The 26,106-nt window shown below is 72.4% G+C and carries 20 protein-coding genes; 9 read left to right on the forward strand and 11 right to left on the reverse strand.

Annotation, left to right across the window (positions count from 1 at the left end):
• Nucleotides 1–74 precede the first annotated feature (74 nt).
• Nucleotides 75–2,150 carry a SpoIIE family protein phosphatase gene (locus tag OG254_RS04705; RefSeq protein ID WP_405577518.1) on the forward strand — a complete coding sequence of 692 codons (2,076 nt, stop codon included), beginning with the start codon at nt 75–77 and terminating at the stop codon, nt 2,148–2,150.
• A gap of 176 nt (nt 2,151–2,326) precedes the next feature.
• A complete protein-coding gene (locus OG254_RS04710) occupies nt 2,327–4,777 on the forward strand; it encodes a SpoIIE family protein phosphatase (RefSeq protein WP_405577520.1) in 2,451 nt (816 codons plus the stop codon).
• Nucleotides 4,778–4,810: 33 nt separating this feature from the next.
• Here OG254_RS04710 and OG254_RS04715 read toward each other — a convergent pair whose 3' ends face one another.
• The 8 genes from OG254_RS04715 to OG254_RS04750 are packed head-to-tail and all read right to left on the reverse strand — an operon-like array spanning nt 4,811 to nt 12,813.
• Entirely contained in the window at nt 4,811–5,422 is a 612-nt protein-coding gene (locus tag OG254_RS04715; protein WP_351185501.1) for a TetR/AcrR family transcriptional regulator, read from the reverse strand.
• A 47-nt stretch (nt 5,423–5,469) separates the two neighbouring features.
• Complete coding sequence (locus OG254_RS04720) at nt 5,470–6,372, reverse strand: 3-hydroxybutyryl-CoA dehydrogenase (RefSeq protein WP_405577522.1); 903 nt, start codon at nt 6,370–6,372, stop codon at nt 5,470–5,472.
• Between the two features lie 34 nt (nt 6,373–6,406).
• Nucleotides 6,407–7,579, reverse strand: coding sequence for an acyl-CoA dehydrogenase family protein (locus OG254_RS04725; protein WP_405577524.1), 1,173 nt, complete (start codon nt 7,577–7,579; stop codon nt 6,407–6,409).
• A 30-nt stretch (nt 7,580–7,609) separates the two neighbouring features.
• Entirely contained in the window at nt 7,610–8,782 is a 1,173-nt protein-coding gene (locus OG254_RS04730; protein ID WP_405577526.1) for an acyl-CoA dehydrogenase family protein, read from the reverse strand.
• A 39-nt stretch (nt 8,783–8,821) separates the two neighbouring features.
• Nucleotides 8,822–10,876, reverse strand: coding sequence for an acetate--CoA ligase family protein (locus tag OG254_RS04735; protein WP_405577528.1), 2,055 nt, complete (start codon nt 10,874–10,876; stop codon nt 8,822–8,824).
• A 1-nt stretch (nt 10,877) separates the two neighbouring features.
• A complete protein-coding gene (locus tag OG254_RS04740; protein WP_351185486.1) occupies nt 10,878–11,069 on the reverse strand; it encodes a ferredoxin in 192 nt (63 codons plus the stop codon).
• 56 nt (nt 11,070–11,125) lie between these two features.
• Complete coding sequence (locus OG254_RS04745) at nt 11,126–12,391, reverse strand: NADH-ubiquinone oxidoreductase-F iron-sulfur binding region domain-containing protein (RefSeq protein WP_405577531.1); 1,266 nt, start codon at nt 12,389–12,391, stop codon at nt 11,126–11,128.
• Nucleotides 12,388–12,813, reverse strand: a complete 426-nt coding sequence (locus OG254_RS04750) for a hypothetical protein (RefSeq protein WP_405577533.1) — start codon at nt 12,811–12,813, stop codon at nt 12,388–12,390. Before OG254_RS04750 ends, OG254_RS04745 begins: the two co-directional genes overlap by 4 nt.
• A 392-nt stretch (nt 12,814–13,205) precedes the next feature.
• Here OG254_RS04750 and OG254_RS04755 point away from each other — a divergent pair, with 392 nt between their 5' ends.
• The 7 genes from OG254_RS04755 to OG254_RS04785 all read left to right on the forward strand — a co-directional run bounded on the left by OG254_RS04755 (nt 13,206) and on the right by OG254_RS04785 (nt 21,336).
• Nucleotides 13,206–14,384: an aromatic ring-hydroxylating dioxygenase subunit alpha gene (locus tag OG254_RS04755; protein WP_405577535.1), complete on the forward strand. Its 1,179-nt coding sequence runs from the start codon at nt 13,206–13,208 to the stop codon at nt 14,382–14,384.
• A 190-nt stretch (nt 14,385–14,574) separates the two neighbouring features.
• Nucleotides 14,575–15,699, forward strand: coding sequence for a spermidine/putrescine ABC transporter substrate-binding protein (locus tag OG254_RS04760; protein WP_405577537.1), 1,125 nt, complete (start codon nt 14,575–14,577; stop codon nt 15,697–15,699).
• A 3-nt stretch (nt 15,700–15,702) separates the two neighbouring features.
• Nucleotides 15,703–16,596, forward strand: a complete 894-nt coding sequence (locus tag OG254_RS04765; RefSeq protein ID WP_405577539.1) for an ABC transporter permease — start codon at nt 15,703–15,705, stop codon at nt 16,594–16,596.
• Nucleotides 16,593–17,471: an ABC transporter permease gene (locus tag OG254_RS04770; RefSeq protein ID WP_405577541.1), complete on the forward strand. Its 879-nt coding sequence runs from the start codon at nt 16,593–16,595 to the stop codon at nt 17,469–17,471. Before OG254_RS04765 ends, OG254_RS04770 begins: the two co-directional genes overlap by 4 nt.
• 5 nt (nt 17,472–17,476) lie before the next feature.
• Nucleotides 17,477–18,547 (forward strand): ABC transporter ATP-binding protein, encoded by a 1,071-nt coding sequence (locus tag OG254_RS04775; protein ID WP_405577543.1) that lies wholly within the window; start codon nt 17,477–17,479, stop codon nt 18,545–18,547.
• 25 nt (nt 18,548–18,572) lie between these two features.
• Nucleotides 18,573–19,892 (forward strand): flavin monoamine oxidase family protein, encoded by a 1,320-nt coding sequence (locus OG254_RS04780; protein WP_405577548.1) that lies wholly within the window; start codon nt 18,573–18,575, stop codon nt 19,890–19,892.
• Nucleotides 19,885–21,336 carry an aminobutyraldehyde dehydrogenase gene (locus OG254_RS04785; RefSeq protein ID WP_405577550.1) on the forward strand — a complete coding sequence of 484 codons (1,452 nt, stop codon included), beginning with the start codon at nt 19,885–19,887 and terminating at the stop codon, nt 21,334–21,336. Before OG254_RS04780 ends, OG254_RS04785 begins: the two co-directional genes overlap by 8 nt.
• A gap of 22 nt (nt 21,337–21,358) precedes the next feature.
• On the opposite strand, the gene OG254_RS04790 is transcribed toward OG254_RS04785, so the two are convergent.
• The 3 genes from OG254_RS04790 to OG254_RS04800 form a co-directional block, all read right to left on the reverse strand.
• Entirely contained in the window at nt 21,359–22,999 is a 1,641-nt protein-coding gene (locus OG254_RS04790; protein ID WP_405577552.1) for a sigma-70 family RNA polymerase sigma factor, read from the reverse strand.
• 224 nt (nt 23,000–23,223) lie between these two features.
• Nucleotides 23,224–24,681: a dihydrolipoyl dehydrogenase family protein gene (locus tag OG254_RS04795; RefSeq protein ID WP_405577554.1), complete on the reverse strand. Its 1,458-nt coding sequence runs from the start codon at nt 24,679–24,681 to the stop codon at nt 23,224–23,226.
• Nucleotides 24,682–24,803: 122 nt separating this feature from the next.
• Nucleotides 24,804–26,036, reverse strand: coding sequence for an MFS transporter (locus OG254_RS04800; RefSeq protein ID WP_405577556.1), 1,233 nt, complete (start codon nt 26,034–26,036; stop codon nt 24,804–24,806).
• Nucleotides 26,037–26,106 lie beyond the last annotated feature (70 nt).

The following is a 26,106-nucleotide window of genomic DNA, read 5'->3' on the forward strand; positions in this document are numbered from 1 at the left end:
TCCTCAGGGACCGGACGGGCCTACGCTGTCCTTGAGCCTCCTGTGGTCAGGGCGGGTGTAAGCGAGGTGCCCTCATGGCCGGCGCGATTCACCGCGGTACGCGTCCTCGCGACGCGATCGACGAGTTGCCGGCGCGGCTGACGTCCGCGGCGGGACACGCGAGCGTGTTCGAGGATCTGCTGCCGCTCGCCCTGTGGGTCGTCGACGGCGACGGGCGCCTGGTGCAGTGGTCGCTGGCCGCGCAGGACCTGCTCGGTCACACGCCGGAGCAGATGGTGGGGCAGGACGCCAAACGCGTCCTCGTGCCCGAGGAGAACCACGAGCTGGCGGACCGGCTGGCCCGGATGGTGATGACGGGCGCGGCGGTGGTCGCACGGCTGCCGGTCCGGCATCGCGACGGGACCCACGTCGACATGGAGATGTGGCACTGCCCGATCACGGACGCGCAGGGGCGTACGGGTGTGCTGGCCATCGCCGCGGAGACCTCCGCGGTGGAGCGGATGCGCGATGCGCTGGCGGCGCTGGAGGGCCTCTTCTCCCAGTCACCCATCGGCCTGGCCATGCTCGGCCCCGACCTGCGGTTCCTGCGGGTCAACGAGGCTCTGGCCCGGATGGACGGCGTAGCGGTGGCGGACCACATCGGCCGTCGCGTGACCGACATCGCCCCCGGCACCGAAGGGCTGGAGTCGGTGATGCGGCAGGTCCTCGACCGGGGCGAGGCGGTCGTGGACTTCCGCCACACCAGCGCCACAGCAGATCCGCAGCGGCAGCGGACGTGGTCCTGCTCGTACGCCCCGTTGCTCGGGGGTCCCGGGCAGCGCGCCGGGGTGATCGCCTCACTGATCGACGTCACGCGGGAACAGCGCGCCCATCTGGAGGCGCAGCAGGCGCGCCGGCGCCTCGCGCTGCTGGCGGAGGCGGGTACGCAGATGGGGTCCACGCTGGACCTGAAACAGACGGCGCAGGAAGTGGTCCGCGTCCTGGTGCCGCGGCTCGCGGACTCCGCCGACGTCCAGCTGCTGGAGGAGGCGGTGGCTCCCGACGAGACCGCCGCGTCGGCGCACGGCGTGGTCCGGCGGGCCGCTGCGGCCTTCACGGATCCGGCCGCGCCGGCCGACCACCTCGCGGTCGGCATGACGATCCAGGTCCCGCCCGGCTCGGTGTACGAGCAGGTGATCAGCGCGGGGCGGCCCATGAACCTGTACCTGTCCGACATCGGCCCGCTGGTCCACACCCCCGACGCCGACCGGCTGCGCGAGTACCTGCGCACCCGCGTCGGTGCGGCGCGCCTGGTTCCGCTGGTGGCCCGGGGCACCGTGCTCGGCGCGGTGGTGGTGACCCGGACCCGGGACCGGGAGCCCTTCGACGACCAGGACACGCTGCTGATCGACGAGCTGGTCGCCCGGGCGGCGCTCAACATCGACAACGCCCGCATGTACAGCCGGGAACGCGACGCGGCGCTCACCCTCCAGCGCAGCCTGATGAACCCGTCCCTGCCCGACGTCAGCGGACTGGAGCTCACCGGGCGCTATCTGCCGGCCGGCGACCACGAGGTGGGTGGCGACTGGTTCGACGCCATCGCCCTGTCGGGCGGCCGGACCGCGCTGGTGATCGGGGACGTCATGGGGCACGGCATCCACGCCGCGGCGGTCATGGGGCAGCTGCGCACCGCCGTACGCACCCTGGCCCGCCGGGACACGGCGCCCGGCCAGGTGCTGCGCTCCCTGGACGCCGCCGTGGCGGACCTGGGCGACAACGAGATGGCCACCTGCCTGTACGCCGTGCACGATCCTGCCGACGGCCGCTGTCTGATCGCCAGGGCCGGCCACCCGCCCCCCGTGGTCGCCGACGAGCGGGGCACGGTCGCCTTCCTCGACGGACCCGCGGGCCCGCCCCTGGGCGTGGGCGGGCAGCTCGGCGAGGTCCAGGAGATGTTCCTCGCCCCGCACAGCCTCCTGGTGATCTACACCGACGGCCTGATCGAGACCCGCGGCACGGACCTCGACGAGGGCATGCGTCGTCTGGCGCGGGCGCTGCGGCATCCGGGGCAGCCGCTGGACCAGGTCTGCGACGGCCTCCTGGCCCACGTCATGCCCGAGGTGGCGGACGACGACGTGGCGCTGCTGCTCGCCCGGGCACTGCCCCGGTGAGCCGGCCCGTCGGACCGTCGGCGGCATCGCCGCCCTGCCGTCCCCGACGACCAGGCGCGAGGAGCCCGCAACGCCGATACTGAAAGTCAGCCGCTGCACAGCCAGTCACTCGGAACGGCAGGAGCGCCGGGGACGCCGCGCCACGGGCGACGCGAACGGCGCGAGATGGGTGGGCGATGCACAACACATCCCCGACGTGGCTCAGCGAGAGCCCGGACGATCCGTTCTCGGTCCACCGATCCGCGTCGGCCGTTCTGGACCGCCGCGGAAGGGTCGTCGCCTGGAGCGAGCAGGCCACCGCGGTGCTCGGGTACGAGGCCGACGAGGTGCTGGGCCGCACGGTGCTCGAGATCCTGGTCTCCGACGGGGACGAGGCCCTGATCGCCGAGGCGACCGCCGCGTGCCTGCGCGAGCACGGCTGGTTCGGGCTGCTGCCGGTGCGCCACCGCTCGGGTCGCCGCGTGTACGTGGGGTTCAGGGCCCGGCGGGTGCGCCGCCTGGACTCCGCCGACGAGTGGCTGCTCGTCGGCTCGCTCGCCCAGGACATCACCCAGTGGGAGATCGACCGCTCCGTACTCGACGGCCTCTTCGCCCGGTCCCCGGTGGGTGTCGTGGTGCTCGGCCCGGACCTGCGCGTTCTGCGGGTGAACCAGGCGGTCGCACGCTTCGGCGGACTGCCGCCACAGGCTTACCGCGGGCGGCGCGCCGCGGAGTTCCTGTTCGGCCCCGACGCGGACCTGGCGGAGGGCAAGCTCCGGTCGGTCCTGGAGACGGGTCGGCCCGTGATCTTCGCCGAGCAGCGGGCGAGGCTGCTGCACGACCCGAACCGGGAACTGTTCATCTCCATCTCGGCCTTCCGGATGCAGGACCCGTCCGGGCGGGTGCTGGGCGTCACCGAGATCGTGGAGGACGTCACCGACCGTCACCGGGCCCGTCGCCGGCTCGCGCTGCTCAACGAGGCCGGCACCAGGATCGGCAGGACCCTGGACGTGGCCACCACGGCGCGTGAGCTGGCCGACGCGGCGGTTCCTCAGCTCGCCGACGCCCTCTCGGTGGATCTGCTGGAGCCCGTGACGCGTGGAGAGGAGCCGGCACCCCATGCCATGGGCCCCCTGCGCAGGATGGCGGTCCGCGGCATCCAGCCCGAGGCGTCGACGGTGATGCATCCGGAGGGCCACCTGTTCTCCTTCCCCGAGCACACTGCGCCGGCGCGGTGCATGGCCGACCGGCGTCCGGTGCTGCTGCGCACGCTGGAGGGCGAGTCCGCATGGAGCGCCGCCGAGCCGGAACGGGTGGCGCGGGCGATGGCGCTGGGTGTCCACTCCCTGCTGGTGGTGCCGCTGGCCGCGCGCGGCGTGGTCCTCGGACTGGTCTGTCTGTGGCGCTCGGTGCAGCCGGAGCCGTTCGAGGAGGACGATCTGACCCTGGCGGAGGAATTCGCCGCCCGGGCCGCGGTCTGCATCGACAACGCCCGCCGCTACACCCAGCAGCACAACGCCGCCGAGGCCCTCCAGCGCAGCCTGCTGCCGGGGGAGGTGCCCGAGCACCCGGCGGTCGACACGGCCCACCGCTATCTGCCGACGCGGGCCTCCACCGGAGTCGGCGGCGACTGGTTCGACGTGATCCCGTTGTCGGGCCTGCGTGTCGCGCTCGTCGTCGGCGACGTGGTCGGCCACGGCATGCACGCCTCGGCCACCATGGGCCGGCTGCGTGCCGCGGTGCGGACCCTCGCGCACCTCGACCTGGACCCGGACGAGGTCCTCGCCCGGCTCGACGACCTGGTGGACCAGCTGGCCACCGAACAGCGCCAGACGGACGAGAGCGCCCCTCAGATCGTGGGCGCGACCTGCCTGTACGCGATCTACGACCCGGTCTCCCGGCACTGCGCCATGGCCCGCGCGGGCCACCCGCCGCCGACGGTGCTGGGGCCGGACGGCCGCACGCACCCGGTCGTCGACGTGCCCGCCGGGCCGCCGCTCGGCCTCGGCGGGCTGCCGTTCGAGACGGCCGAGTTCGAACTGGACGAGGGCAGTCTGATCGCTCTGTACAGCGACGGTCTGCTGCTGGCCGACGGCCGCGACATCGACCAGGGCCTGACCCTGCTGCGTGAGGTGCTGGCCGGTCCGTCCCGGTCGCTGGAGCACACGTGCAAGGCGGTGGAGGACGCGATGCTGCCGGACGTACCCGCCGACGACGTCACCCTGCTGCTGGGCCGTACCCGGGTGCTGGCGGCCGACGACGTGGCCACGTGGGAGCTGCCGGCCGAGCCCACCGCGGCCGGACGGGCCCGGACGCTGGTGACGGACTGCCTGACGGAGTGGGGGCTGGAGGAGCTGGCCTTCACCACCGAGCTGATCGTGAGCGAGCTGGTCACGAACGCCTACCGGTACGCCGGCGGCCCGCTGGTGCTGCGGCTGATCCGCGACGGCAATCTCATCTGCGAGGTCTCCGACTCCAGCAGCACCTCGCCCCATCTGCGCCAGGCCCGCAGCACCGACGAGGGCGGACGCGGCCTGTTCCTGGTGGCCCAGCTGTCGGAGCGCTGGGGCACGCGCTACGGCCGCAACAGCAAGACCATCTGGACCGAGCAGCCACTGACGCCGGACCGGGACGCCCCAGCCCTCTGACCCGTCAGGCGCGCGGCATCAAGCCCGACGGGCTCACTCCGTCGGCACAGCGGCCGGCAGGCCGAGTGCGGTGGACACGTGGCGCCAGATGGAGGTGAGGGCCGAGTCGAGGGTGACCGTCGGGTCGCGCAGCATCAGGCGGATGCCGTAGCCGTCGCTGAGGGACAGGACGAGGGTGCTGAGGTCGTCCACGTCGGTCGGGGTGAACTCGCCGGAGGCGATGCCGCGCCGTATCGCGTCGGACACCCAGCCGTGCAGCTGGGCGTACAGGTCGACGGCGAAGACGCGGGTGGTCTCGTCGCGCAGCGCCCGCACCCACAGCTCCTGCCACAGCCGCCAGTCCTGGTGGAGCTCGGGGTCGGTGGGCAGCAGGTTGCGCAGGATGCGGGCCAGGACGACCGCCGTCGGTACCGTCTCCGCGTCACGCTCGACGTCGAGGGCCGTGTTGGCGAAGGAGTGCGTCATCGCCTCGGTGAACAGCTTCTCGCGCGTGTCGAAGTGGTAGTGCAGCAGCGCCGTCGACACCCCGGCCCGCTCGGCGACCATGCGCATCCGGATCTTCTCGAAACCGATGTCGGCGATGACCTCGCACGCCGCGGTCAGGATGCGCTCGCGTGTGTCTGCCGTGCGCACCTTGGTCGACACCCTGCCGCTCCCCTCGTTCGGTGGTCGTAGGCCATGACCATCTTCCCTCACGGCCGCCTCGCCGGTACCGGTACCTCACGCCCCGGTTGTTCGTCGTACTCATGGAAGCCCCGGCCGGACTTGCGCCCCAGCAGGCCGGCCTCCACCATCCGCGACAGCAGCGGAGGCGGCGAGTACTGGGGCTCACGGAACTCCGCGTATAGGGACTCGGCGATGGCCCGGGTGGTGTCGAGGCCGATGAGGTCCGTCAGGGCAAGTGGGCCGAGCGGGTGCGCGCAGCCGAGGACCATGCCGCGGTCGACGTCCTCGACGGTCGCGCTGCCCGACTCCACCATGCGGATGGCGGCCAGGAGATAGGGCACGAGCAGCGCGTTGACGACGAACCCGGCCTTGTCCCGGGTGCGGACGACCTCCTTGCCGAGCGTGCCGGTCACGAACTCCTCGGCCCGTGCCGCGGTGGCGGGCGAGGTGAGCAGCGACGGCACGAGTTCGACGAGCCGCAGGACCGGCACCGGGTTGAAGAAGTGCACTCCGACGACGCGATCGGGGCGGGTCGTCGCGGCGGCGAGTCTGATGACCGGGATCGAGGAGGTGTTGGTCGCGAGGATGGTGCGGTCGCCGGTGATCACGGAGTCGAGCCGGGTGAAGACATCGACCTTGAGGGTCTCGTCCTCGGCGACCGCCTCGATGATCAGGTCGTGGTCGTGCAGCCCTTCGAGTTCATCGACGACGGTGATCAGGGCCGTGGCGGCCTCCCGTCTTTCCTCGCTCAGCCTGCCGTTGGCGGTGGCCCGGTCGAGCGAGCGGGTGATGCGGAGGCGGCCGGCCCGGGCCGCCTCCGCGTCGCGCTCCACGACCGTGACCGGCACGTCGGCCCGTGCGCAGACCTCGGCGATACCGGCGCCCATCAGCCCGCAGCCGACGACTCCCACGCGCTTGATGTCGGTCATCCGTCTCCCTCTGTCTGGTCTGCGGCGGTACGGGTCAGGCGCTGGGCAGGTCCAGGACCCCCGAGCCCCGCTTGATGAGCTCGTTCGCGATGATCAGCCGCTGGATCTCGGAGGTGCCCTCCCAGATCCGGTCCACGCGCAGCTCGCGGTAGAGCCGCTCGACGGCGTACGCGCGGTCGTAGCCCCGCCCGCCGTGGATCTGGAGGCACCGGTCGACGACCCGGCCCGAGGCCTCACTCGCCGAGAGCTTGGCGATGGCCGCCTTGGCGTGCAGGGTCTTGCGGTCCTCGGCCGAGGAGTGGTCGATCTCCCAGGCGACCTGGTGGGTGTAGGCGCGGTTGACGGCGATGTCGACGGCGCAGTCGGCGAGCATGCCCTGGATCAGCTGGTACGACGAGATGGGCGCCCCGAACTGCTCCCGCTCCACGGCCCAGTCCCGGGACAGCTCCAGCGCCCGCTCGGCCGCGCCGACGGTGCGGGCGGCGATCATCAGGCGCTCCTCGGTGAACCAGGAGCGGGTGATGTCGTAGCCCTCGCCGATGCCGCCGAGCACGGCGTCCTCGCCCACCTGCACATCGGTGAAGGTGAACTCGGGGTGCTCGTACACGAAGGTGTGCATGAAGCGCGGGACGCGCGTCATCTCGATGCCGGGGGTGTCCTTGTCGACGAGGAACAGCGTGGGTGCGCGCTCCGGTCCTGCCGCCGCGAGCACGATCATGAAGTCGGCGTGGTCGCCGACGGTGACGAACCACTTCTCGCCGTTGAGCACCCAGCCCGCGTCGTTCCTGGTCGCGGTGGTGGCGAGGTTCTGCGGGTCCGAGCCCGCGCCGCGCTCGGTGACGGCGTAGCAGTCGCGGCGCTCGCCCTTGATCACCGGGACGAGGAAGCGCTCGCGCTGCTCGGGGGTGCAGAACCGCAGCGCGTTGGCGGGGCGCCACACCATGTCCCACAGGGCGCCGGTGAGGCGGCCCAACTCCTCCTGAACGGTGACCTGTTCGGCGATGGTGAGTCCGGCGCCGCCCCACTCGGCGGGCATGTTGACGGCCTGGAGTCCGGCGTCGAGGACGGCGTCCCGGACCTTGGCGTGCGCGTCGGCGGGCAGGCCGTTGTCCTCCTCGCACTGGGTCTCGTAGGTGGCGATGAAGTCGGTGAGGGCGCGCGCGTCGGCCTTGAGCTGAACCTGGAGCGGGGTGAGGCGGAAGTCCATGGAAGTCCTCGCTGGTGAAGGGGCGTCGGGTCAGTGCGTGGGCAGGGCAAGGGCGCGCGTGCCGCGCTTGATGAGCTCGTTGGCGATGATCAGCCGCTGGATCTCGGAGGTGCCCTCCCAGATGCGGTCGACCCGCAGCTCGCGGTACATGCGCTCGACGGCGTAGGTGCGGTCGTAGCCCCGGCCGCCGAAGATCTGCAGGCACCGGTCGGCGACCCGGCCGGCGGCCTCGCTGGCGGCGAGCTTGGCGGTGGAGGCCTTGGCGTGCAGGGTCTTGCGGTCGGTGCCGGGCTGGTCGGCCTCCCAGGCGACCTGGTGGGCGTAGGCGCGGTTGACGGCGATGTCGACGGCGCAGTCGGCGAGCATGCCCTGGATCAGCTGGTACGAGGCGATGGGCGCCCCGAACTGCTCGCGCTCCACGGCCCAGTCCCGGGCGAGTTGGAGGGCGCGCTCGGCCGCGCCGACGGTGCGGGCGGCGATCATCAGGCGTTCGTCGGTGAACCATTCCTTGGTGAGCTCGTAGCCGTTGCCGACGCCGCCGAGCACGTCCTCGTCGGCGACGAAGACGTCGGTGAACGTGAATTCGGGGTGCCCGTTGACGGCGGAGTGCATGAAGTGGGGGACCCTGGTCATCTCGACGCCGGGCGCGGCCCGGTCCACGAAGAACAGCGTGGGCTGCCGCTCGGGTCCCGCGTCCGCCTGGACCAGCAGGAAGTCGGCGATGTCGCCGCAGGTGACGAACCACTTCTCGCCGTTGAGCACCCAGCCGCCGTCGGTGCGGTCGGCGGTGGAGGTGCCGGAGGACGGGTCGGACCCCGCGCCCGGCTCGGTCACCGCGAACGCGTCGAACTTCTCCGCGCGGATCACGGGCAGCAGGTACTTCTCGCGCTGCCGCTCGTCGCCGTAGGCCAGCACGTTGGCGGGCCGCCAGGGGATGTCCCACAGGCAGTTGGTGACCTTGCCGAACTCCTCCTCGACGATGACCTGGTCGAGCAGGCTGAGCCCGGCGCCGCCCCACTCGGCGGGCATGTTGATGGCGTACACGCCGGCGTCCATGGCGGCCCGGGTCAGTTCGGTGACGAGCTGCTGCGGCAGGGGTCCGCCGGCCTGCTCGGACTGGTCCTCGTACCGCATCAGCAGTCGGGCGTACTCGGCGGCGCGACGCTTCAGGTCGGCCTGCTCCGGGGTGTAGCGCATGTCCATGGGGATCTCTTCCAGGTCGGTCGGGCTAGTGCGGCTCGGTCAGGCGAGTACGGCGCGGGAGTCGAGGGCCAGGGCCCCGTCGGGCCGTACGAGAAGGGGGTTGACCTCGATCTCGGCGATCTCGGGGTGGGCGGCGGCGAACGCGGTGATCGTCTCGATGGCGCGCGCGGCCGCGTCGATGTCGACGGGCGGGCGTCCGCGCACCCCGTCGAGCAGGGCGGCGGTGCGCAGTCCGCGCAGCAGGTGCAGGGCGCGGTCGGCGGGCACGGGGGCGAGGGTGAAGGCGATGTCGTGCAGTGCCTCCGCCAGCACTCCGCCGAGGCCCACCATGGCGACCGGGCCGAAGCGGGGGTCCCGGTTGACGCCGACGATCAGCTCGATGCCGTCGCTGAGGTCCGCCATGGCCTCCACGGAGTAGGAGGAGGCGCCGAGCCTGGCGTGCATCTCGCGGAAGGCGGCGAGGAGTTCGTCGGGGCCGGCGAGGCCCAGGGCCACTCCCCCGGCGTCGGACTTGTGGAGCAGGTGCAGGGCCTTGAGCACGTACGGGCCGGTGAACTCCTCGGTCGCGGCGCGCAGTTCGGCCTCGTCGTGGATCTCGCGGGCGGCGGGGAAGGCGAGTCCGGCCGCTTCGAGCGCTCTGCGGGTCTCCGGGTAGCCGCTCTCGCGCAACGGGGTCGCGGGAGGGGGCAGGGGCGTCACGCCGGTGCGCGGTGCGCCGTGTGCCGCGGCGGCCAGTGCGCGGGCGGCGTCCTCGGTGGCTCCGAAGACGGGGACACCGGCGGCGGCGAGGATGCGGCAGCTGGGCGAATCGGGGTACATCGACTGCACGACCAGGGGTTTGGCGGTGGCGCGGTGCCGGTCGGCGATGAGGCGTGCGGCGGCCTGTTCCCCGTCGGCGAGGGCCTTGCCTCCTCCGCCGAGTCCGCCCTCGGCGGCCGCGTAGCCGCCGAAGTAGCCGGTCACCAGTACGGCGTCGGTCTCCTCGGCCGCCAGCAGCACGGCGACCGTCTCCGCGTACGAGCCGGGGTCCTGCTCGCCCATCCCGGCGAGGTCCACCGGGTTGGCGACGGCCGACTGTTCCCACAGCGCGTCCCGCAGCCGCTCCCGCGTCGGCTCGCGCAGTTCGGGCACGGTCAGCCCGGCCGCCTCGACGGCGTCGGCGGCGATGACGCCGTGCCCGCCGCCGTCCGTGAGCACGGCGACCCGGCGGTCGGCCGCCCGGCGTCCGCCGTGCAACGCGGCGAGGACGACGGTGAGTTCGCGCGGGGTGGCGACCAGTTCCACCCCGGCGTCCCGGCAGGCGGCGGCGACGACGTCGGCCGAGGTGGTCAGCGCGCCGGTGTGCGACTGGGCGCTGCGCGCGGAGGCGTCCCCGCGTCCGGCGGTGAGCAGCACCACGGGCTTTCCGGCGTCGGCGGCCGCCTCGGCGAAGGCGCGTCCGTCGCCGAAGTCCTCGGCGTACACGGCGATGGCGCGGGTGCCCTCGTGCCGGGCGCAGTCGGCGAGCAGGTCGACGAGGGTGACGTCGGCCTGGTTGCCGAGCGAGACGAAGCGGGAGAAGCCGAGGCGGTGCGGGCGGAAGCGGAGCTGGAGTTCGAGGGCGAGGTTGCCGCTCTGGCTCAGCAGCGCGACACCGCCGGGTGTGAAGGTGTCGGAGGCCAGGAAGAGGTCGGTGGTGTTGTCCGCCAGGCCGAGGCAGTTGGGCCCGACCATCACGGCGCCGGCGGCGCGGACCCGTTCGGCGACGGCGTCCTGGCGGGCGCGCCCCGCGTCGCCGGTCTCGGCGAACCCGGCGGTGATCGCGACGATGGCCCGTGCTCCGCACCGCAGCGCCTCGTCGACGGCGTCCTCGAAGCCGGCCGCGGGCACGGAGACCACGGCCAGGTCGACGGATTCGCCGATCGCGCTCAGGCTGGGCGCGACGCTGCGGCCGAGGACCGTGCCGCCGCGCCGGTTGACCAGGTGGACGGGGCGGCGGCCGTTTGCCCGGATGGCCTGGGCTGCGATGGCGTGGCCGTACTTGGCCGGGTCGTCGCTGGCTCCGACGACGGCGACGGATACGGGGTCGAACAGGGCCGACAGGTCACGTCCCATGTCACTTCACCAGCCTCAGCGCGGAGTTGGGGCAGGCGGCGACGGCGGCCTCGGCGGCGTCCTGATCGCCCGGCGGCACTTCGGTCGTGCGTATCAGCGCGTAACCGAAGTCGTCGAGGTCGATCAGCTCGGGTGCGGGTTCCTGGCAGAGGCCGTAGCCCTGGCAGCGGGTGGAGTCCAGCAGGAGTTTCACGGTGCGGTCCTTTCGGCGCGGCGAGGTCTGGGGTGGGAGGAGGGCCGGGATCCGGCTCAGGGCACGGTCACGGTGAAGCGGCGCCCGTCCTCGGGTGCCGGGCCCGCGCAGGCGGGACAGACGGAGCGGCAGTGGGCGTCGACCGCGTCGGGGAAGTGGGCGAGGAGGGTGACGACGACGCGGGCGGCGGCGTCGAGCAGTGCGCAGGCCCCGCGGCCGGGCAGTTGTTGCGACCAGCGGTGCAGCTTGCCGACCGTGTCGTGGCTCGCCTCCCCGCTTGCGACGGCGGAGAGGGCCTTGGTCATCGCCCCGGTGCCGGAGAGGCACACCCCGCACTGCCGGGCGCTCTGTGCCCCGAGATAGGCGGCGGCCTCGACGGCGACGGCGACCGGGCAGTCGTCGGGGTGCAGGAAGTGCAGTGCCCCGCAGCCGAGGGCCGCGCCGGCCGCGTTCAGGCTGTCGTGGTCGAGCGGCAGGTCCGTCCAGCCCTGGCCGTACAGCCCGCCGAACAGGCCTCCCAGCAGCACCGCCTCGGCCCTGCCGTGCCCGCACACATCGGCGAGGACCTTGAGATGCGCGCCGACGGGCACCTCCACGAGCGCGGCATCGCCTTCGCCGCCGCCCGAGAGGGTCACCAGGTGGGTCCCCGCGACGGCGTCCGCCTCGTCGGGGCGCGAGTACATCACGGCGATTCGGGCCAGCGTCTCCACGTTGGCGACCAGCGTGGGCGCGCCGCCGACACCGGCCTCGAACGGGCGCGGCGGCTTCGCCGTGGGCAGCGCCGGGCCGCCGTTGACGCGCCGTACGACGGCGGTCTCCTCCCCCGCGACGTAGGTGTGCTCCGTCCGCACCACGTCGATGCGCAGCTCGGGGGAACTCTCGGCGAGCGCCCGTCGCACGGCCCGCTCGGCTTCGGCGTCCGAGAGGTAGACGAAGCCGCGTCCGGCGCCGGTCACGGCGGCGGCCAGCCGCAGTCCGTCGAGGACGACGTGCGGGCGATGCCGCAGCAGCCAGCGATCCTTCACGGAGCCCGGCTCGCCCTCCTCCCCGTTGGCGACGACGACACGCGGGCCCGGTGCGTCCCGGACGGCACGGAGCTTGACCGCGGCCGGGAAGCCGGCCCCGCCTCGGCCGCGCAGACCCGCGGCGGCGATGCGGTCGAGCAGCCGGTCGGGCGCGACCAGTGGTGCGTAGCCGCCCCCGGCGAGGTAGCCGCCGATGTCCTCGCCGCCGGGCAGCCCGGCCTCGGACGGGGACGGGGACGGGGACGGGACGAGGAGGCCCCTCCGTCCTTCGGGGAGGAGGGAGAACACGCCGGTCATATGGTGCTCCAGGGCTCGGAGGGGCCGGCGAGCGCGGGTTCGGGGCGGGCCCTGAGGCGCGCCAACGCCCGCTCCAGGTCCCGTCGTTGGGGGGCGGTGCGGTCGTAGCCCGCCCCGGGCAGGCCGATCAGCATGCGGTGGTGGTCGAGGACGACCTCGCCGGCGAGCAGGGCCGCTTCCGGGTCGGCGCTCCGGGATCCGGCGGCCTGGACGACCAGGTCGGTGACCTCGCGCAGGTAGCGCAGCCAGCCGCGCTGTGTGCCGCGCAGGACGAGCCGCTCGACGCGGTGGCGCTCGGCGGCGACGAGGGCCGACGGTGGCCGGCCGGCCGCCGGGGACCGCAGGGCGGCCACCGCGGCGGGCAGCTCCTGTTCGGGCTCCGGCGTGAGGCCGAGCCAGACGAGACTGCGGTGAGCGCTCATGCGTGCCTCCGGGGTCGCTCCGTCGCCGGGTGGACCGGAGACAGGGGTGGCGCGCCCATGACGTGGGACGGGGATGCTCCGGTGCCGTGACGCGAGGGGGCGGGGAGCTGTGGTGGGTGTCCGGATCCGGACACCTGACGTGGCGCGGACTGGTGGCCCGCGGCTTGCGGAGTGCGCCTGGGCATCCGTCTGCAAGTCGGGGCCGTCTACCTGCCCAGAGACTAACTAACTAATTAGTCAGCCCACAAGTCTTGACTTGCCTGCGTCGCGGTCCCACTCTGACTAACCAATCAGTCAGCCGGATCGCGGCAGGCCCGGAAGCCGTACCTGCCCCTGTCCCGGCCCATCCCTCACCGCCCATCGCCGCAAGCGCGGCGCGGAGGAGGACCCCCGTGAACCCCTCGACGACCCGGGCAGCCGACGCCGTCTCCCCTGCCCGGCCCGAGCCGCCCCCCGAGCTCCCCGGGGAGGCCCTGCCGGCCCGCTACTACACGGATCCGGCCATCGCACAGGCGGAGACCGACCGTATCTTCGCCAAGTCCTGGCAGCTCGTCTGCCACGAGTCCGACCTTCCCGGCCCCGGCGCGCGGCTGGCCGCCACCGCAGCGGGCCGGGAGGTGCTGGTGGTCCGCACCGAGGAAGGTGGCCTCGCCGCCCACCTCAATGTGTGCCGGCATCGCGGCACCCGCCTGGTCACCGACCCGGAGCCGTCGGGCAAGGCGATCCGCTGCCCGTACCACGGCTGGACCTACAAACTGGACGGCAGCCTGGTCGGGGCCCCCGAGGCACGCCGGATCCCCTGCCTGGACAAGCCGAAGCTCGGTCTCCACCCGGTCAACGTGGAGTCCTTCCTGGGCTTCGTCTTCGTCAACCTGGACCTGGAGGCGACCCCGCTCGCGGAGAGCTGCAAAGGGCTGGCCGAGGCCGTCGGCCACTACGCCGGGGCCGATCTGGTGCCCGTCGGCAAGCACCGTATCCACGACCTGTCGGGCGGCGAGGAGCAGAACGCCAACTGGAAGGTGATCGTCGACAACTATCTGGAGGGCTACCACGTCCCGGTCGCCCACCCCTCGCTGATGCGACTGCTCGACTACGCCGCGTACACGGTGGACGTGCAGGAGAACTACGTCCTGTTCGAGTCGCCGCTGCGCGACAAGCCCTCCTCGAACTGGACCGAGCGGCTCTACCAGCGGCTTGCGATGCCGATGCCGGGGCTGGTCGAGGCCGACCGGCGGGTGTGGCGTTACGCCGTGATCTACCCGAACACGCTCATCGACTTCTACCCTGACCACGTGCTCGCGTGGACCGCCCTGCCCACCGCCCAGGACCGGGCGGCGATCCCAGGCGCCTTCTACACCAAGACCGGCGAGGGCCTGCGCACCCGGCTGGCCCGGCGGCTCAACATCCACATCGGCTGGGTCACCAACGACGAGGACGCCGAGCTGGTGGAGCGTGTCCAGGCCGGTATGCGGACGCCCGGTTTCGAGCCGGGTCCGCTGTCGCAGCGCGAGGCCGGCGTCGGCTGGTTCGCGCGCCGGGTCAGGGACGACCTGGACGGGGACACGCGGTGACGCCCCCGGCCGCACCTGTTTCGCCGCGCTCGCGTACCGACGTACGTCACCTGATGGCGTTATCGCCGGCCTTCTGAGCTGCGCACGCACCCTCCCCAGACCGGTCATCACTGCGGAATCAGGGCCTGAAGTGAGCCGACCAGCCGGTCCGCCCTGGACTTGTGCCGTTCCTCGACGGAGAGGACGTTCCATGTCCCCCGAGGTACCACCGCCGACCCGACGCGCCATGCTGCGGGCGGGCGCCTGCGGCTTGCTTGGCGCCGCGGTCAGCGGCTGCGGGTTCATGCCCGCCAAGAAACCCGACGCCGACCAGCTCGCCCCGGTCGAGGCGCGCGTCGACGGCGATCTCGTCTACTTCAACTGGGCCGACTTCGTCGACCCGTCCGTGTTCAAGGGCTTCGAGAAGGAGTACGGCGTCAGGGTCATCCAGTCGAACTTCGACTCGATGGAAGGCATGGTCGCCAAGCTCAACGCGGGCAACCGCTACGACATCATCTTTCCCACGGCCAAATGGGCCCAGCGACTGGCGCGCGGCGGCCGGCTGCGCCGTATCGACCACTCCCGGCTCGCCCACTCCCAGGCCATATTCGGGACGTACGACTACTTCGCCGACCCGTGGTACGACCCCGGTTCCGCGCACACCGTCCCCTTCACCGCGTACAAGACCGGTATCGGCTGGCGGCGCGACAAGATCGGTGAGCTCACCGATTCCTGGCGGGACCTGTGGAACGACCGGGCCAAGGGCAAGGTCTTCCTGCTGGACGACCGCGACGAGGTCCTCGGTATGGGTGCCCTCGCGCTCGGCCTCGACGTCAGCACCGGCAACACCGGCGACCTCGACCGGATCACGTCCCTGCTGGGCACCCTGCGGCCGCGGCTGCGTGGATTCTCCAGCGACAGCTACAACAACCTCCTCAACGGCAACGCGCTGATTCAGCAGGCCTGGAGCGGCGACATGGCCGCCATGCTCTACCAGGCCGACGACCCCTCCGTGTTCGGGTTCCAGGCCCCCAAGGAGGGCACGCCGATCAACTCCGACTGCTACGCCATCCCCTGGAACGCCCCTCACCCCGGCACGGCGATGCTGTTCATCGACTACATGCTGCGGCCGGAGAACGTGAAGAAGAACATCGAGTACATCGGCTACCCGATGCCGGTCGCGGGCAGCGAGAAGACCTACGCCAGCCTGGTCGAGCCCTTCCCCGAGTGCCTGGTCACCCAGGACGACTTGAAGGCCGACGTGTCCTTCCGCAACGGCGACCGCGCGGCGGAGGACGCCCGCGACACCGCCTGGACCCATGTGAAGGCGGGCTGAGACATGGCACTGCTGCGCCCCTCGTCCCGCGCCCGTCGCCGGGACACCTCCGGGAACCGGATGTGGCTCTGGTTCATGCTGCCGGGCACCCTGTGGATGACCGGCTTCCTGATCGCCTCGCTGGCCCTCGTCGCCGTCCTCGCGGTCGGCACCACCGACGAGCTCGGCAACCCGCGCTTCGGCTTCGACCTGGCCGGGGTGCGCGCCCTCACCGACCCCGCCTACACCGAGGTCCTGGCCCGCTCCCTCGGCTATGCCCTGCTGACCTGCGTGATCTGTCTGTTGATCGCCTATCCGGTGGCGTACACGATCGCCCTTCACGGCGGCCGGTACAAGCACGCGCTGATCGCCGCCATCGTGGTGCCGTTCTTCGCCAACTACCTGGTGCGGATGTACGGCTGGTCGGTGGTCCTGTCCGACGACGGGCCGGTGCTGCGCGCCCTGCGCGCGGTCGGTCTGGCCGACTCGGGCACGAAGATCCTCAACAGCGGCTTCGGCGTGGTCGCGGGACTGGTCTACGGCTTCGTCGTCTTCATGATCATCCCGCTGTACGCGGCCCTGGAACGCCTCGACGTCTCCCTCATCGAGGCCGGCCGCGACCTGTACGGCGGCCCGGTCCGCACCTTCTTCTTCGTCACCCTGCCCGCCACCCGGCAGGGCGCGGCGGCCGGGCTCGTCCTGGTCTTCCTGCCCGCGATGGGCGACTTCGTCAGCGCACAGCTCATGGGAGGCCCGGACCAGATCATGATCGGCAACCTCATCCAGGACAAGTTCTTCCAGGGCCAGAACTGGCCGCTCGGCTCGGCCCTCACCATGCTGCTGATGCTGGTCCTGCTGATCGGGATGCTCGGCTATCTGCGGCGCACCCGCAAGGACGAGGCGGAGGCCCTGCGATGACCCTGGTCCGCACCCCCTCCGCCACCGCCCCGGCCCGTCCCTCCGCCCGCACGCGCATCCGCCGACGCGCCCACCGCAAGCCTCGCGTGCTCATCGCGATCACCGGGCTGTTCTTCGCCCTGCTCTACCTGCCCATCGCCGTCGTCGCCCTCTTCTCCTTCAACTCCCAGAAGTCGCTGACCGTGTTCGACGGGTTCAGCCTGCGCTGGTACCGCGCCTTCGTCCACGACGACGTCCTGATCGCCTCCCTGGGCACCAGCCTGCGCATCTCCCTGGTGGCGATGGTCGGTTCGGTGCTCCTCGGGGCGGCGCTGGCGCTCGGTCTGGTCCGCTGCCGCACCCGGCTCGGCTCACTGGCCGGACTGATCATGCTGGTGCCGCTGATCACGCCGGAGATCGTCACGGGCGTGGCCTCGATGCTGCTGTTCAAGGGCCTGGGCGTGCCCCTGTCCACCGGCACGGTGATGCTCGCCGAGATCACCTTCTCCATCTCGTACGTCACCGTCATCCTGCGCTCCCGGGTCGCCGCGCTGAACCCGGAGGTGGAGGAGGCCGCGATGGATCTCGGCGCCACGCGGTGGCAGGCGGTCCGGCTGGTGACCCTGCCGGCGCTGCTGCCCGCGGTGCTCGCCTCCGCCGTACTGATCTTCGCGCTGGTCTTCGACGACTTCGTGCTCGCCTACTTCACCACCGGCGTCGACCCGCAGCCCCTGTCGGTGCGGATCTACTCGGCGATCCGCTTCGGCGTGCAGCCCACCATCAACGCGCTCGGCACGCTGATGCTCGCCGGATCCATCGCGCTGATCGCCCTGGCCCTGTTCATCCCGCGCCTCTTCGGCCGCCGCGGCGGCCTCGACATCCTCTCCGGAGAGTGATCCCCATGGACGCGACCCCCGCCGTCCGGCTCGACGGTGTCTCCAAGCAGTTCACGGACTCCTACGCCGTCCACCGCCTGGACCTCGACATCGAGGCCGGCCACTTCTTCTCCCTGCTGGGCCCGTCGGGCTGCGGCAAGACCACGACCCTGCGCATGATCGGCGGGTTCAGCGATCCCACCGAGGGTGCGGTGGTGCTGGCCGGTGAGGACGTGACCGCCCTGCCGCCGAACAGGCGCAACGTCAACACCGTCTTCCAGAGCTACGCCCTGTTCGACCATCTGAGCGTCGCCGACAACGTGGGCTTCGGCCTCAAGCGCCGGGGCGTCGCCAAGGCCGAGATACGCCGGCGTGTCGGCGAGATGCTGGAGCTGGTCCAGCTCGCGGGTCTCGCCGACCGGGGGCCCCGTACCCTCTCGGGTGGCCAGCGCCAGCGCGTCGCCCTGGCCCGTGCGCTGGTCAACCGCCCGGCCGTGCTGCTGCTCGACGAACCGCTGGCCGCCCTCGATCTGAAACTGCGCCGCCAGATGCAGGTGGAGCTGAAGCAGATCCAGCGCGAGGTCGGCATCACCTTCGTCTTCGTCACCCATGACCAGGACGAGGCGCTGACGATGTCCGACCGGATCGCGGTGATGAACGAGGGCCACATCGAGCAGTGCGGCACGCCGGAGGACATCTACGAGCACCCCGGCACCCGCTTCGTCGCCTCCTTCATGGGCACCTCCAACCTGATGACCGGCACGTACCGGGATGGCGAGGTGACGCTGGAGAAAGGGCCCGCCCTGGCCGTCGGCGCGCGTTCCGGTATCGCGGACGGCACCGCCGTCAGCGTGTCCGTGCGCCCCGAGAAGATCTGGCTGTCGGACTTCGAGCCGGGCATGTCGATGCAGAGCGGGGTGATCCGCGAGACCGTCTACAGCGGCCCGACCACGACGTATCTGATCGAACTCGCCCCGGGCGTCACGCTGTCGGTGCTGGAGCAGAACACGGCCCGCGCCCGCATGGAGGACCGCTGGAGCGGCGGCGAGACGGTGGAGTTCGGGTGGCGGCCCGAGCACTGCCTGGTCCTGGCCTGACCCACCCCTGACGAAAGCGAAACCCATGCATCACGACGTGATCGTGCTCGGCGCCGGTCTCGCCGGGCTCGCCGCCGCCCGGGACCTGGCCGCCGCCGGCACCGACGTGCTGGTCCTGGAGGCCCGGGACCGCGTCGGCGGCCGGGTCGAGCAGACCCGCACACCCGACGGCCGAACCGTCCAGCTGGGCGGTGAGGTCGTCGGCCGCGGGCACACCGCCTATCTCCAACTCGCCAAGGAACTCGACCTCGACCTGATCCCCAGCTATGTCGACGAACCCGGCCGCATCACCCGCGCCACCCCGGAGGGGCGCTCGGCCGGCAATCCACCGCACTGGTTCGGCCCCGGTGACCCGGCCCTGCACGAGCGCCTGAGTGCCGAGTTCACCGCCCTCACCGCCACCGTCGACCCCGACGACCCCTGGTCCCATCCGGACGCCACCGCCCTGGACCGCCTCTCGGTGGCCGACTGGCTGCGCTCGCGTCAGGCCACCCCGGCCGTCGTACGCCTGTGGGACATCGGCCAACTCGCCCTGGCGGGCGGCTCGTACGAGCGGATCTCCCTGCTGGCCGCGCTGCGCAAGAGCGCTGCGGTCCCCGGTTCGGGCACGGGCGACTACGACTACGACGACTGGGAGGGGCTGCGGCTCGCGGAGGGCTCGGCGACGCTCGCCGAGGTCCTGGGCCGCGAGCTGGGTCCGCGGATCCGGCTCGGCTCGCCCGTCGCAGCGCTGGACGTCCGCCCCGGCCGGTGCGCCGTGCGTCTGGTCTCCGGCGAGGCCCTCACCGCCGGCGCCGTGGTGAGCGCCCTGCCGGTCGGCCCGCTGCGGGATGTCGCCGTCAGCGGTGTGAGCGAGGCACGGCTCGCCTCGCTGCACCGGCAACGCCACGCCACGGCCGCGAAGTTCGCCGCCGTCTACGACCGTCCGTTCTGGCGGGACGCCGATCTGAACGGCCTGTCCGAGGCGGAGGGAGTGCTGGGCAGCACCTGGCCGCAGAACGAGGGCGTCCTGTCGGCGCTGATCCCGCCCGAGCGGTACGGCGTCCTGCTCGGCACCCCGCCCCGGCTGCGCACCCCCGAGCTGCTCGCCGAGATGGCCGGCATGTTCGGCGACGAGGCACTGCGGCCGAGCGCCTGCCATCTGCGGCTGTGGGGCAGCGACCCGTGGACGCAGGGGTACGTCACCCAGTGGCCGCCGGGTGAGGTCATGGCCGTCGGCCCGCTGCACGGCACGCATGAACCGCCGTTCTACGTCTGCGGCTCCGACCAGTGGGTCGCCGGATACATGGAGGGCGCCGTCCGCACCGGCCGCGCCGCCGCCGAGGAGGCGCTGCACCGTGGCTGACACCGACGGGCCGAACCGGGCCCTGACCGGCAACGACCGGCTCAACCACATCGGCGGCAAGGAGGTTCCGGCCGCGTCCGGTGCCACCCTGGCGTTGATCGACCCCGCCACCGGACTCCCCCACGGCACGGCTCCGCTCTGCGGCCCCGAAGACGTGGACGCGGCCTGCCGGGCGGCCGAAGAGGCCTTCCCTGCCTGGTCGTCGACGACTCCGGCCGAACGGCAGTCGGCGCTGTTGCGCATCGCCGACGCCCTGGAGCGGCAGGCCGAGGCGGTGGCCCGCGCCGAAGTCACCGACACGGGCAAGCCCCGCGCCCTGTTCCTCGCGGACGAACTGCCGGCGATCGTGGACGTGTTGCGGTACTTCGCCGGTGCCGCCCGGAACCTGCCGGGCGCGGCGGCCGCCGAGTACACGCCGGGCCGTACCTCCGTACTGCGGCGCGAGCCGGTCGGTGTGTGTGCCCAGATCACGCCGTGGAACTACCCGCTGATGATGGCCGTATGGAAGGTCGCCCCGGCGCTCGCGGCCGGCAACACCGTGGTCCTGAAGCCGTCCGACACGACGCCGTCGTCGGCGGTGCTGCTGGCCCGGCTGGCCGCCGAGCACCTGCCGCCCGGTGTGCTGAACGTGGTGTGCGGCGACCGTGAGACGGGGCGTGCCCTCGTCGCCCATCCGCTCGTGCGGCTGGTGGCCGTCACCGGGAGTGTCCGCGCCGGAAAGGAGATCGCCGCGGCGGCGGCCGCCGACCTCAAGCGGCTGCACCTCGAACTCGGCGGCAACGCTCCGGTGTTGGTCCACGCGGACGCCGATCTCGACGACGCGGTCGAGCAGTTGTCGTCGCTGTCCTTCTACAACGCGGGGCAGGACTGCACGGCGGCGACCAGGATCCTGGTGGACCGGCGGATCCACGACCGCTTCCTCGCCCTCTTCGCGGACCGGGCGGCCGGGCAGCGCCCCGGAGCGCCGGACGACGCGCACGCCGCGTTCGGCCCGCTGGCGAATTCCGCCCAACTCGCCTCCGTGACCGGCCTGTTGGAGCGGCTACCGGGGCACGCCGAGGTCGTCACGGGTGGCGCGGCGCTGGACCGGCCCGGCTACTTCCACCAGGCCACACTGGTCGCCGGGGTGCGGCAGGAGGACGAGATCGTGCAGGGAGAGGTGTTCGGCCCGGTCGTCACCGTCCAGCCGTTCACCGACGAGTCCGAGGCCATCCGGCTGGCCAACGACGTACCCCAGGGCCTCGCCGCGAGCGTCTGGACCCGGGACCACGACCGCGCCATGCGGGCCGGCCGGGCGCTGCGGACCGGCATCGTCTGGGTCAACACCCATGGCACGACGGTGTCGGAGATGCCGCACGGCGGCGTACGCCACTCCGGGTACGGCAGTGACCTCTCCCTCACCGGTCTGCTCGACTACACGCAGGTCAAGCACCTCATGCTGTGACGGGTGCGATCCGTTTCGCGGCTCAGAGCTTGGCGCCGAAGGCCTGCGTCCACCAGGGGCCGCCCGCGCCGTCGTGGATGCCGACGCCGATGTCCTTGAACGAGCAGTTGAGGATGTTGGCGCGGTGGCCGGGGCTGTTCATCCAGGATTCCATCACGGCCGCCGGGGTCTGCTGGCCCATCGCTATGTTCTCGCCGTACGTGGACCAGCGGTAGCCGGCCGCGGTGATGCGCTGGCCGGGGTCGGCGCCGTCCGGGTTGGTGTGGTCGAAGAAGTCGCGGGCGTCCATGTCCGCGGAGTGGCCCTGCGCGGCCTTGTTCAGCAGGGAGTCCTCGGCGAGCGGACCACAGCCGGCGTTCGCCCGCTCCTTGTTCACCAGCGCGACGACCTGCCCGACCTTGTCGGTGGGGGCCGACTGTGGCTGGGGCGTGCTGGACGCGGTCCGCGTCGGCTGTGGGGTCGGCCGGGGCGTCGGCGTGGCCTTCTTGGTCGGTTTGGGGGTTGTGGAGGGGGTTGCCTTCTTCGACGGCGAGGCGGACGGCGACGGGGACTTGGAGGGCGACGGGGAGGTCTCCAGGGGGCGCTCCGACAGGTCGGCCACGGGGGCTCCGGCGGTGCGCGCGGCGGTCGGCTCCTCGGTTCCGGTTCCGGTGCCGGGGTCGGAGTCGAAGTACCAGAATCCGCCACCCGCGACGCAGGCCGCCACGACGGCGCCTCCGACGGCCCGGCGCTTGATACGGCGACGTCGGCGGGCCTCGCCACGGGACACGGTCCGGCCACCCGAGGCGCGGTGCCCCGCTCCCCCGCCCGATCCGGCGTGCCCCGATGACGCGTTCACGGCCGAGGCCGAGCCGACCGGGGCCATCCCGCCGGAAGCGGCAAGCACCCTCTCCAGCAGCGCGGGCGTGGCGACCACCAACGCGAGGCCGGCCAGCAGCCCTTCGGCCGGCATCAACCCGCTCCACAGACCGGAACAATGCATGCAATCCCGGGCATGCCTGGCTATTCGCTTGCGCCACAGGGCCGAGGGCCGGCCGTCCCAGGACCCGAGCACAGCGTGCAGCTCCGCGCAGCGCGGCCGCGCGTCGAGCGCCCGTACCACCACCCGGGCCGCCTCCAGCTGCGCCTTCATCCGCTGCACCCGTACCGCCGCGTGCTGCGGGGACAGCTCCAGGGCCGCGGCGACCTCGGCCCGGGTCAGCTCGCCGGCGCACTCCAGCCACCACAGCGACAGCAGCCCCCGGTCGTCGGGCTCCAGCCAGCGGGTGGCGCGTGCCGTCTCCTGGCGCTGGCCGGACAGCTGGAGCTGCACCATCGTCAGGTCCACGAAGTCGGCACCCGGATCCGCGAGGTCCTCGGCCTCCTCGACGCCGCCCGGGGCGGACTGCCGGTCGTGCCAGTGCGCCCGGACCTGGTTCATCGCGATGGCCACCAGCCAGGAGCGGAAGCTCTCGGGGGTGCGCAGTCCGCCGAGCGAGTCGAGGGCGCGGAGCATCGTCTCCTGGACCACGTCGTCGACGTCGACGGAGCCGTTCAGAGCCCTCCCCACAACGTTGTAGACCAACGGGAGGTACGCACTGACCAGGGCGTCCTGAGCCTCCGGGTCACCGCTGCGGGCGGCGCTCACCAGTGCCGCGAGTTCCCTCGTGCGCTCTGTACTCATCAAAAACTTCCCTGTCCTCGACGCCGGGCGATGCTGTCCGATACCTGGGAGATCGCTCGGTGGGCCGCGGATAACAGTTCCTCGGAATTTTCTTCGGACGCTTGTTCCCCGAGAGCCTCACGAGGCGCGCCCTGCCGCGCAATGGGCAACGTCACATCAGGACGGCAGAGTTCAGCGGAACGTACGGGTATAGGCCGAATGCCCGCACTCGTACTCCCCCTCGGTCAGTCCCGGTTGTCCTGGTACGCGGCGAGGAGGAAGAGCCAGATCTCGCTGACGGTGGGGAAGGGGGCGATGGCGTGCCGCAGGCGTTTGAGCGGAATCTCGCCGACGACCGCGACGGTGGCGGAGTGCAGGAGGTCGCTGACGCCCGGGCCGACGAAGGTGACGCCGAGCAGGATGTCCCGGTCGAGGTCGACGACCAGGCGGGCGTGGCCCGGGTAGTCGTCGGCGTGGAGGTTGGCGCCCTGGGCGGCGCTGAAGTCGAGGTCGACGGTCTGGATGCGGTGACCGGCACGCTCGGCCTGCTCGGCGGTCAGGCCCACTGCGGCCGCCTCGGGGTCGGTGAAGAACACCTGGGGCACGGCGTACTGGTCGGCGGTGGTGGCGTGGTCGCCCCACGGACCGTCGTCCAGGGGCCGGCCGGCGGCGCGGGCCGCGATGGCGTCGCCCGCGGTACGGCCCTGGTACTTGCCCTGGTGGGTGAGCAGCGCGCGGTGGTTGACGTCGCCGAGGCCGTAGAGCCACCCTCCCTCGACGCCCTGGACGAGGCAGGTGGTGTCGACGTCCAGCCAGGAGCCCGGGGTGAGCCCGACCGTGTCCAGACCGATGTCGCCGGTGCGCGGGGCGCGGCCCGTGGCGAGCATGACCTCGTCGACCTCCAACTCGCCTCCGTCGTCGAGGGTGACGGTGACCGGGCCCTTCGGGTCGGGGCGGCGCAGCGCGGTCACCTGCACGCCGATGCGTACGTCGGCGCCCGCGTCGCTGAGCCCCTGGGCGACCAGTTCGCCGGCGAAGGGCTCCATGCGCGGAATGAGTCGGCGGCGCGCGAGCAGGGTGACCCGGGAGCCCAGGCCCTGCCACAGGGTGGCCATCTCCACGCCGACCCCGCCACCGCCGACCACGGCGAGCCGGCCGGGCACGGTGCTGGAGTCGGTGCCGTGCCGGTTCGTCCAGGGCCGGGCCTCCTCGATGCCCGGGAGGTCGGGCAGCACGGGGTCGCTGCCGGTGGCGACGGCGACCGCGTGCCGGGCGGCGAGGGTCTGGCGCGCACCGTCGTCGCGGGTGACCGTGACCCGGCGGGGGCCGTCGATCCGGCCGTGGCCGCGGAAGAGGTCGGCGCCGATGGACTTGACCCACAGGGCCTGGCCGCTGTCGTCCCAGTCGCTGACGTAGCGGTCGCGGCGGGCGAAGACACGGTCGGTGTCGATCCGGCCGGTGACGGCCTGCCGGGCGCCGTCCACGCGGCGGGCGTCGGCGACCGCGATCACCGGCCGCAGCAGTGCCTTGCTGGGGACGCAGGCCCAGTAGGAGCATTCACCGCCGACGAGTTCGCGTTCCACGACGGCCACCGACAGACCGGCGGCGCGGGCGCGGTCGGCGACGTTCTGGCCGACCGGGCCGGCGCCCAGCACGATCACGTCGTACGTAACGGTTCCCGGGGTCTCCTGCGCCTGGCTCATGGCTTCCTCGCCTCACGAGACGGATCCGTGCGTACCCGACTCATGTAACCGCGCGGTGCCCGTGGTCCGCCGCAGTACGTCCATACGGCTCACGGCCACACACCCGCCCTGGTGACCGGCGATCAGCGTGCCTTCGCGCCGTCCCGGCGGGTCCGTACGGCGACCGCGGCGAGCAGCGCGAGGACGACGACCGTGAACCATGTCGTCGCGTCGGTCAGGCTCATCGCACGGCTGGCTACGCCGAGGCCAACGGGCAGCAGGGCCAGGCCCAGGTAGGAGACGAGGAACAGTCCGGCGAGGGCTTCGCCGCGCTGGGCCGGTGCGGCGGCGCCGGCCACCTGTCCGACGGCGGACTTGAACAGGACCCCGGCGCCGACTCCGGCGACGATCCCCGCCAGCAGGAACACGGGCAGGCTGGCCAGGCGCACGCCGATGGCGAGGATGGCCATACCGACTGCCTGGGCGAGCAGTCCGAGGTACCAGCGCGTGCGGGCGCCCAGCCGGCCGGTGACCGTCTGGGCCACCGCGGCGGCGCCGAACACGGCGAACACGACCAGTCCGGCCAGCGCGCGGGAGGGGTGGTGCAGGGTGCCGCCGACGAAGCCGGGGACCACGGAGGTGAACAGCCCGAACACGGCCATGGACGTGAATCCGGCGGCGCCGGCCGTGAGATATCCGCGCTCCCCACGGGTGGCGCCGACCCGTTGCGGACGGTAGGCCGGCCGCACCTCGGGCGCCCGGACGGTCTCGGGGGTCAGTGCGACGGCGGCCACGCCGATCAGCAGCAGGACGACGAAGACGGCGTACGGCAGCAGGAGCGGTGCGGTCAGGTACTGGGCGAGCAGCCCGGCGGCTATGGGGCCGATGCCGAGGCCGCCGATGTTGGCGACGGTCGACACGATCTCGAAGCGTCGCGTGGAGGCGCCGGGGCGGTGGGCGGTGTGCAGTTCGTGCAGATACGCGGTGGCGGTGGCCGTCAGCATCCCGACACCGAGACCGGTGACGAGCCGGGCGAGGATCAGTACCGGCAGCGACGGCTCGGACAGGAACAGCGCGGCGGCGATCAGTTCCAGGACCAGCGCCGCCGTCATGACCTTCTTGCGGCCCAGCCAGTCCGAGACATGCCCGGCGAGCAGCAGGCTGGTCAGCACGCCGACGGCGTAGACGGCGAAGACGACGGTGACCGTGAACGTGGAGAACCCGTCGTGCGCCTGGTACAGCGGGTACAGCGGCGTGGGGACGGTGGAGAACGCCATGGCCGTCACGAACACCGCGGCGACCGTCCAGAACCCGGCGCCGTACCGGTGGGTGGCCTGCGTGCGCGTATGCGGGTCGACGGCTGTGATCAGCGACATCGGAGTGCTCCCATCCGCAGAGGTGGACATGTCGGTTCCAACGCATGCGCGGGGTCACTGTTTCCCATCC

Origin of the sequence: Streptomyces sp. NBC_01092, from assembly GCF_045039535.1 — a bacterium.
Classification (GTDB): domain Bacteria; phylum Actinomycetota; class Actinomycetes; order Streptomycetales; family Streptomycetaceae; genus Streptomyces.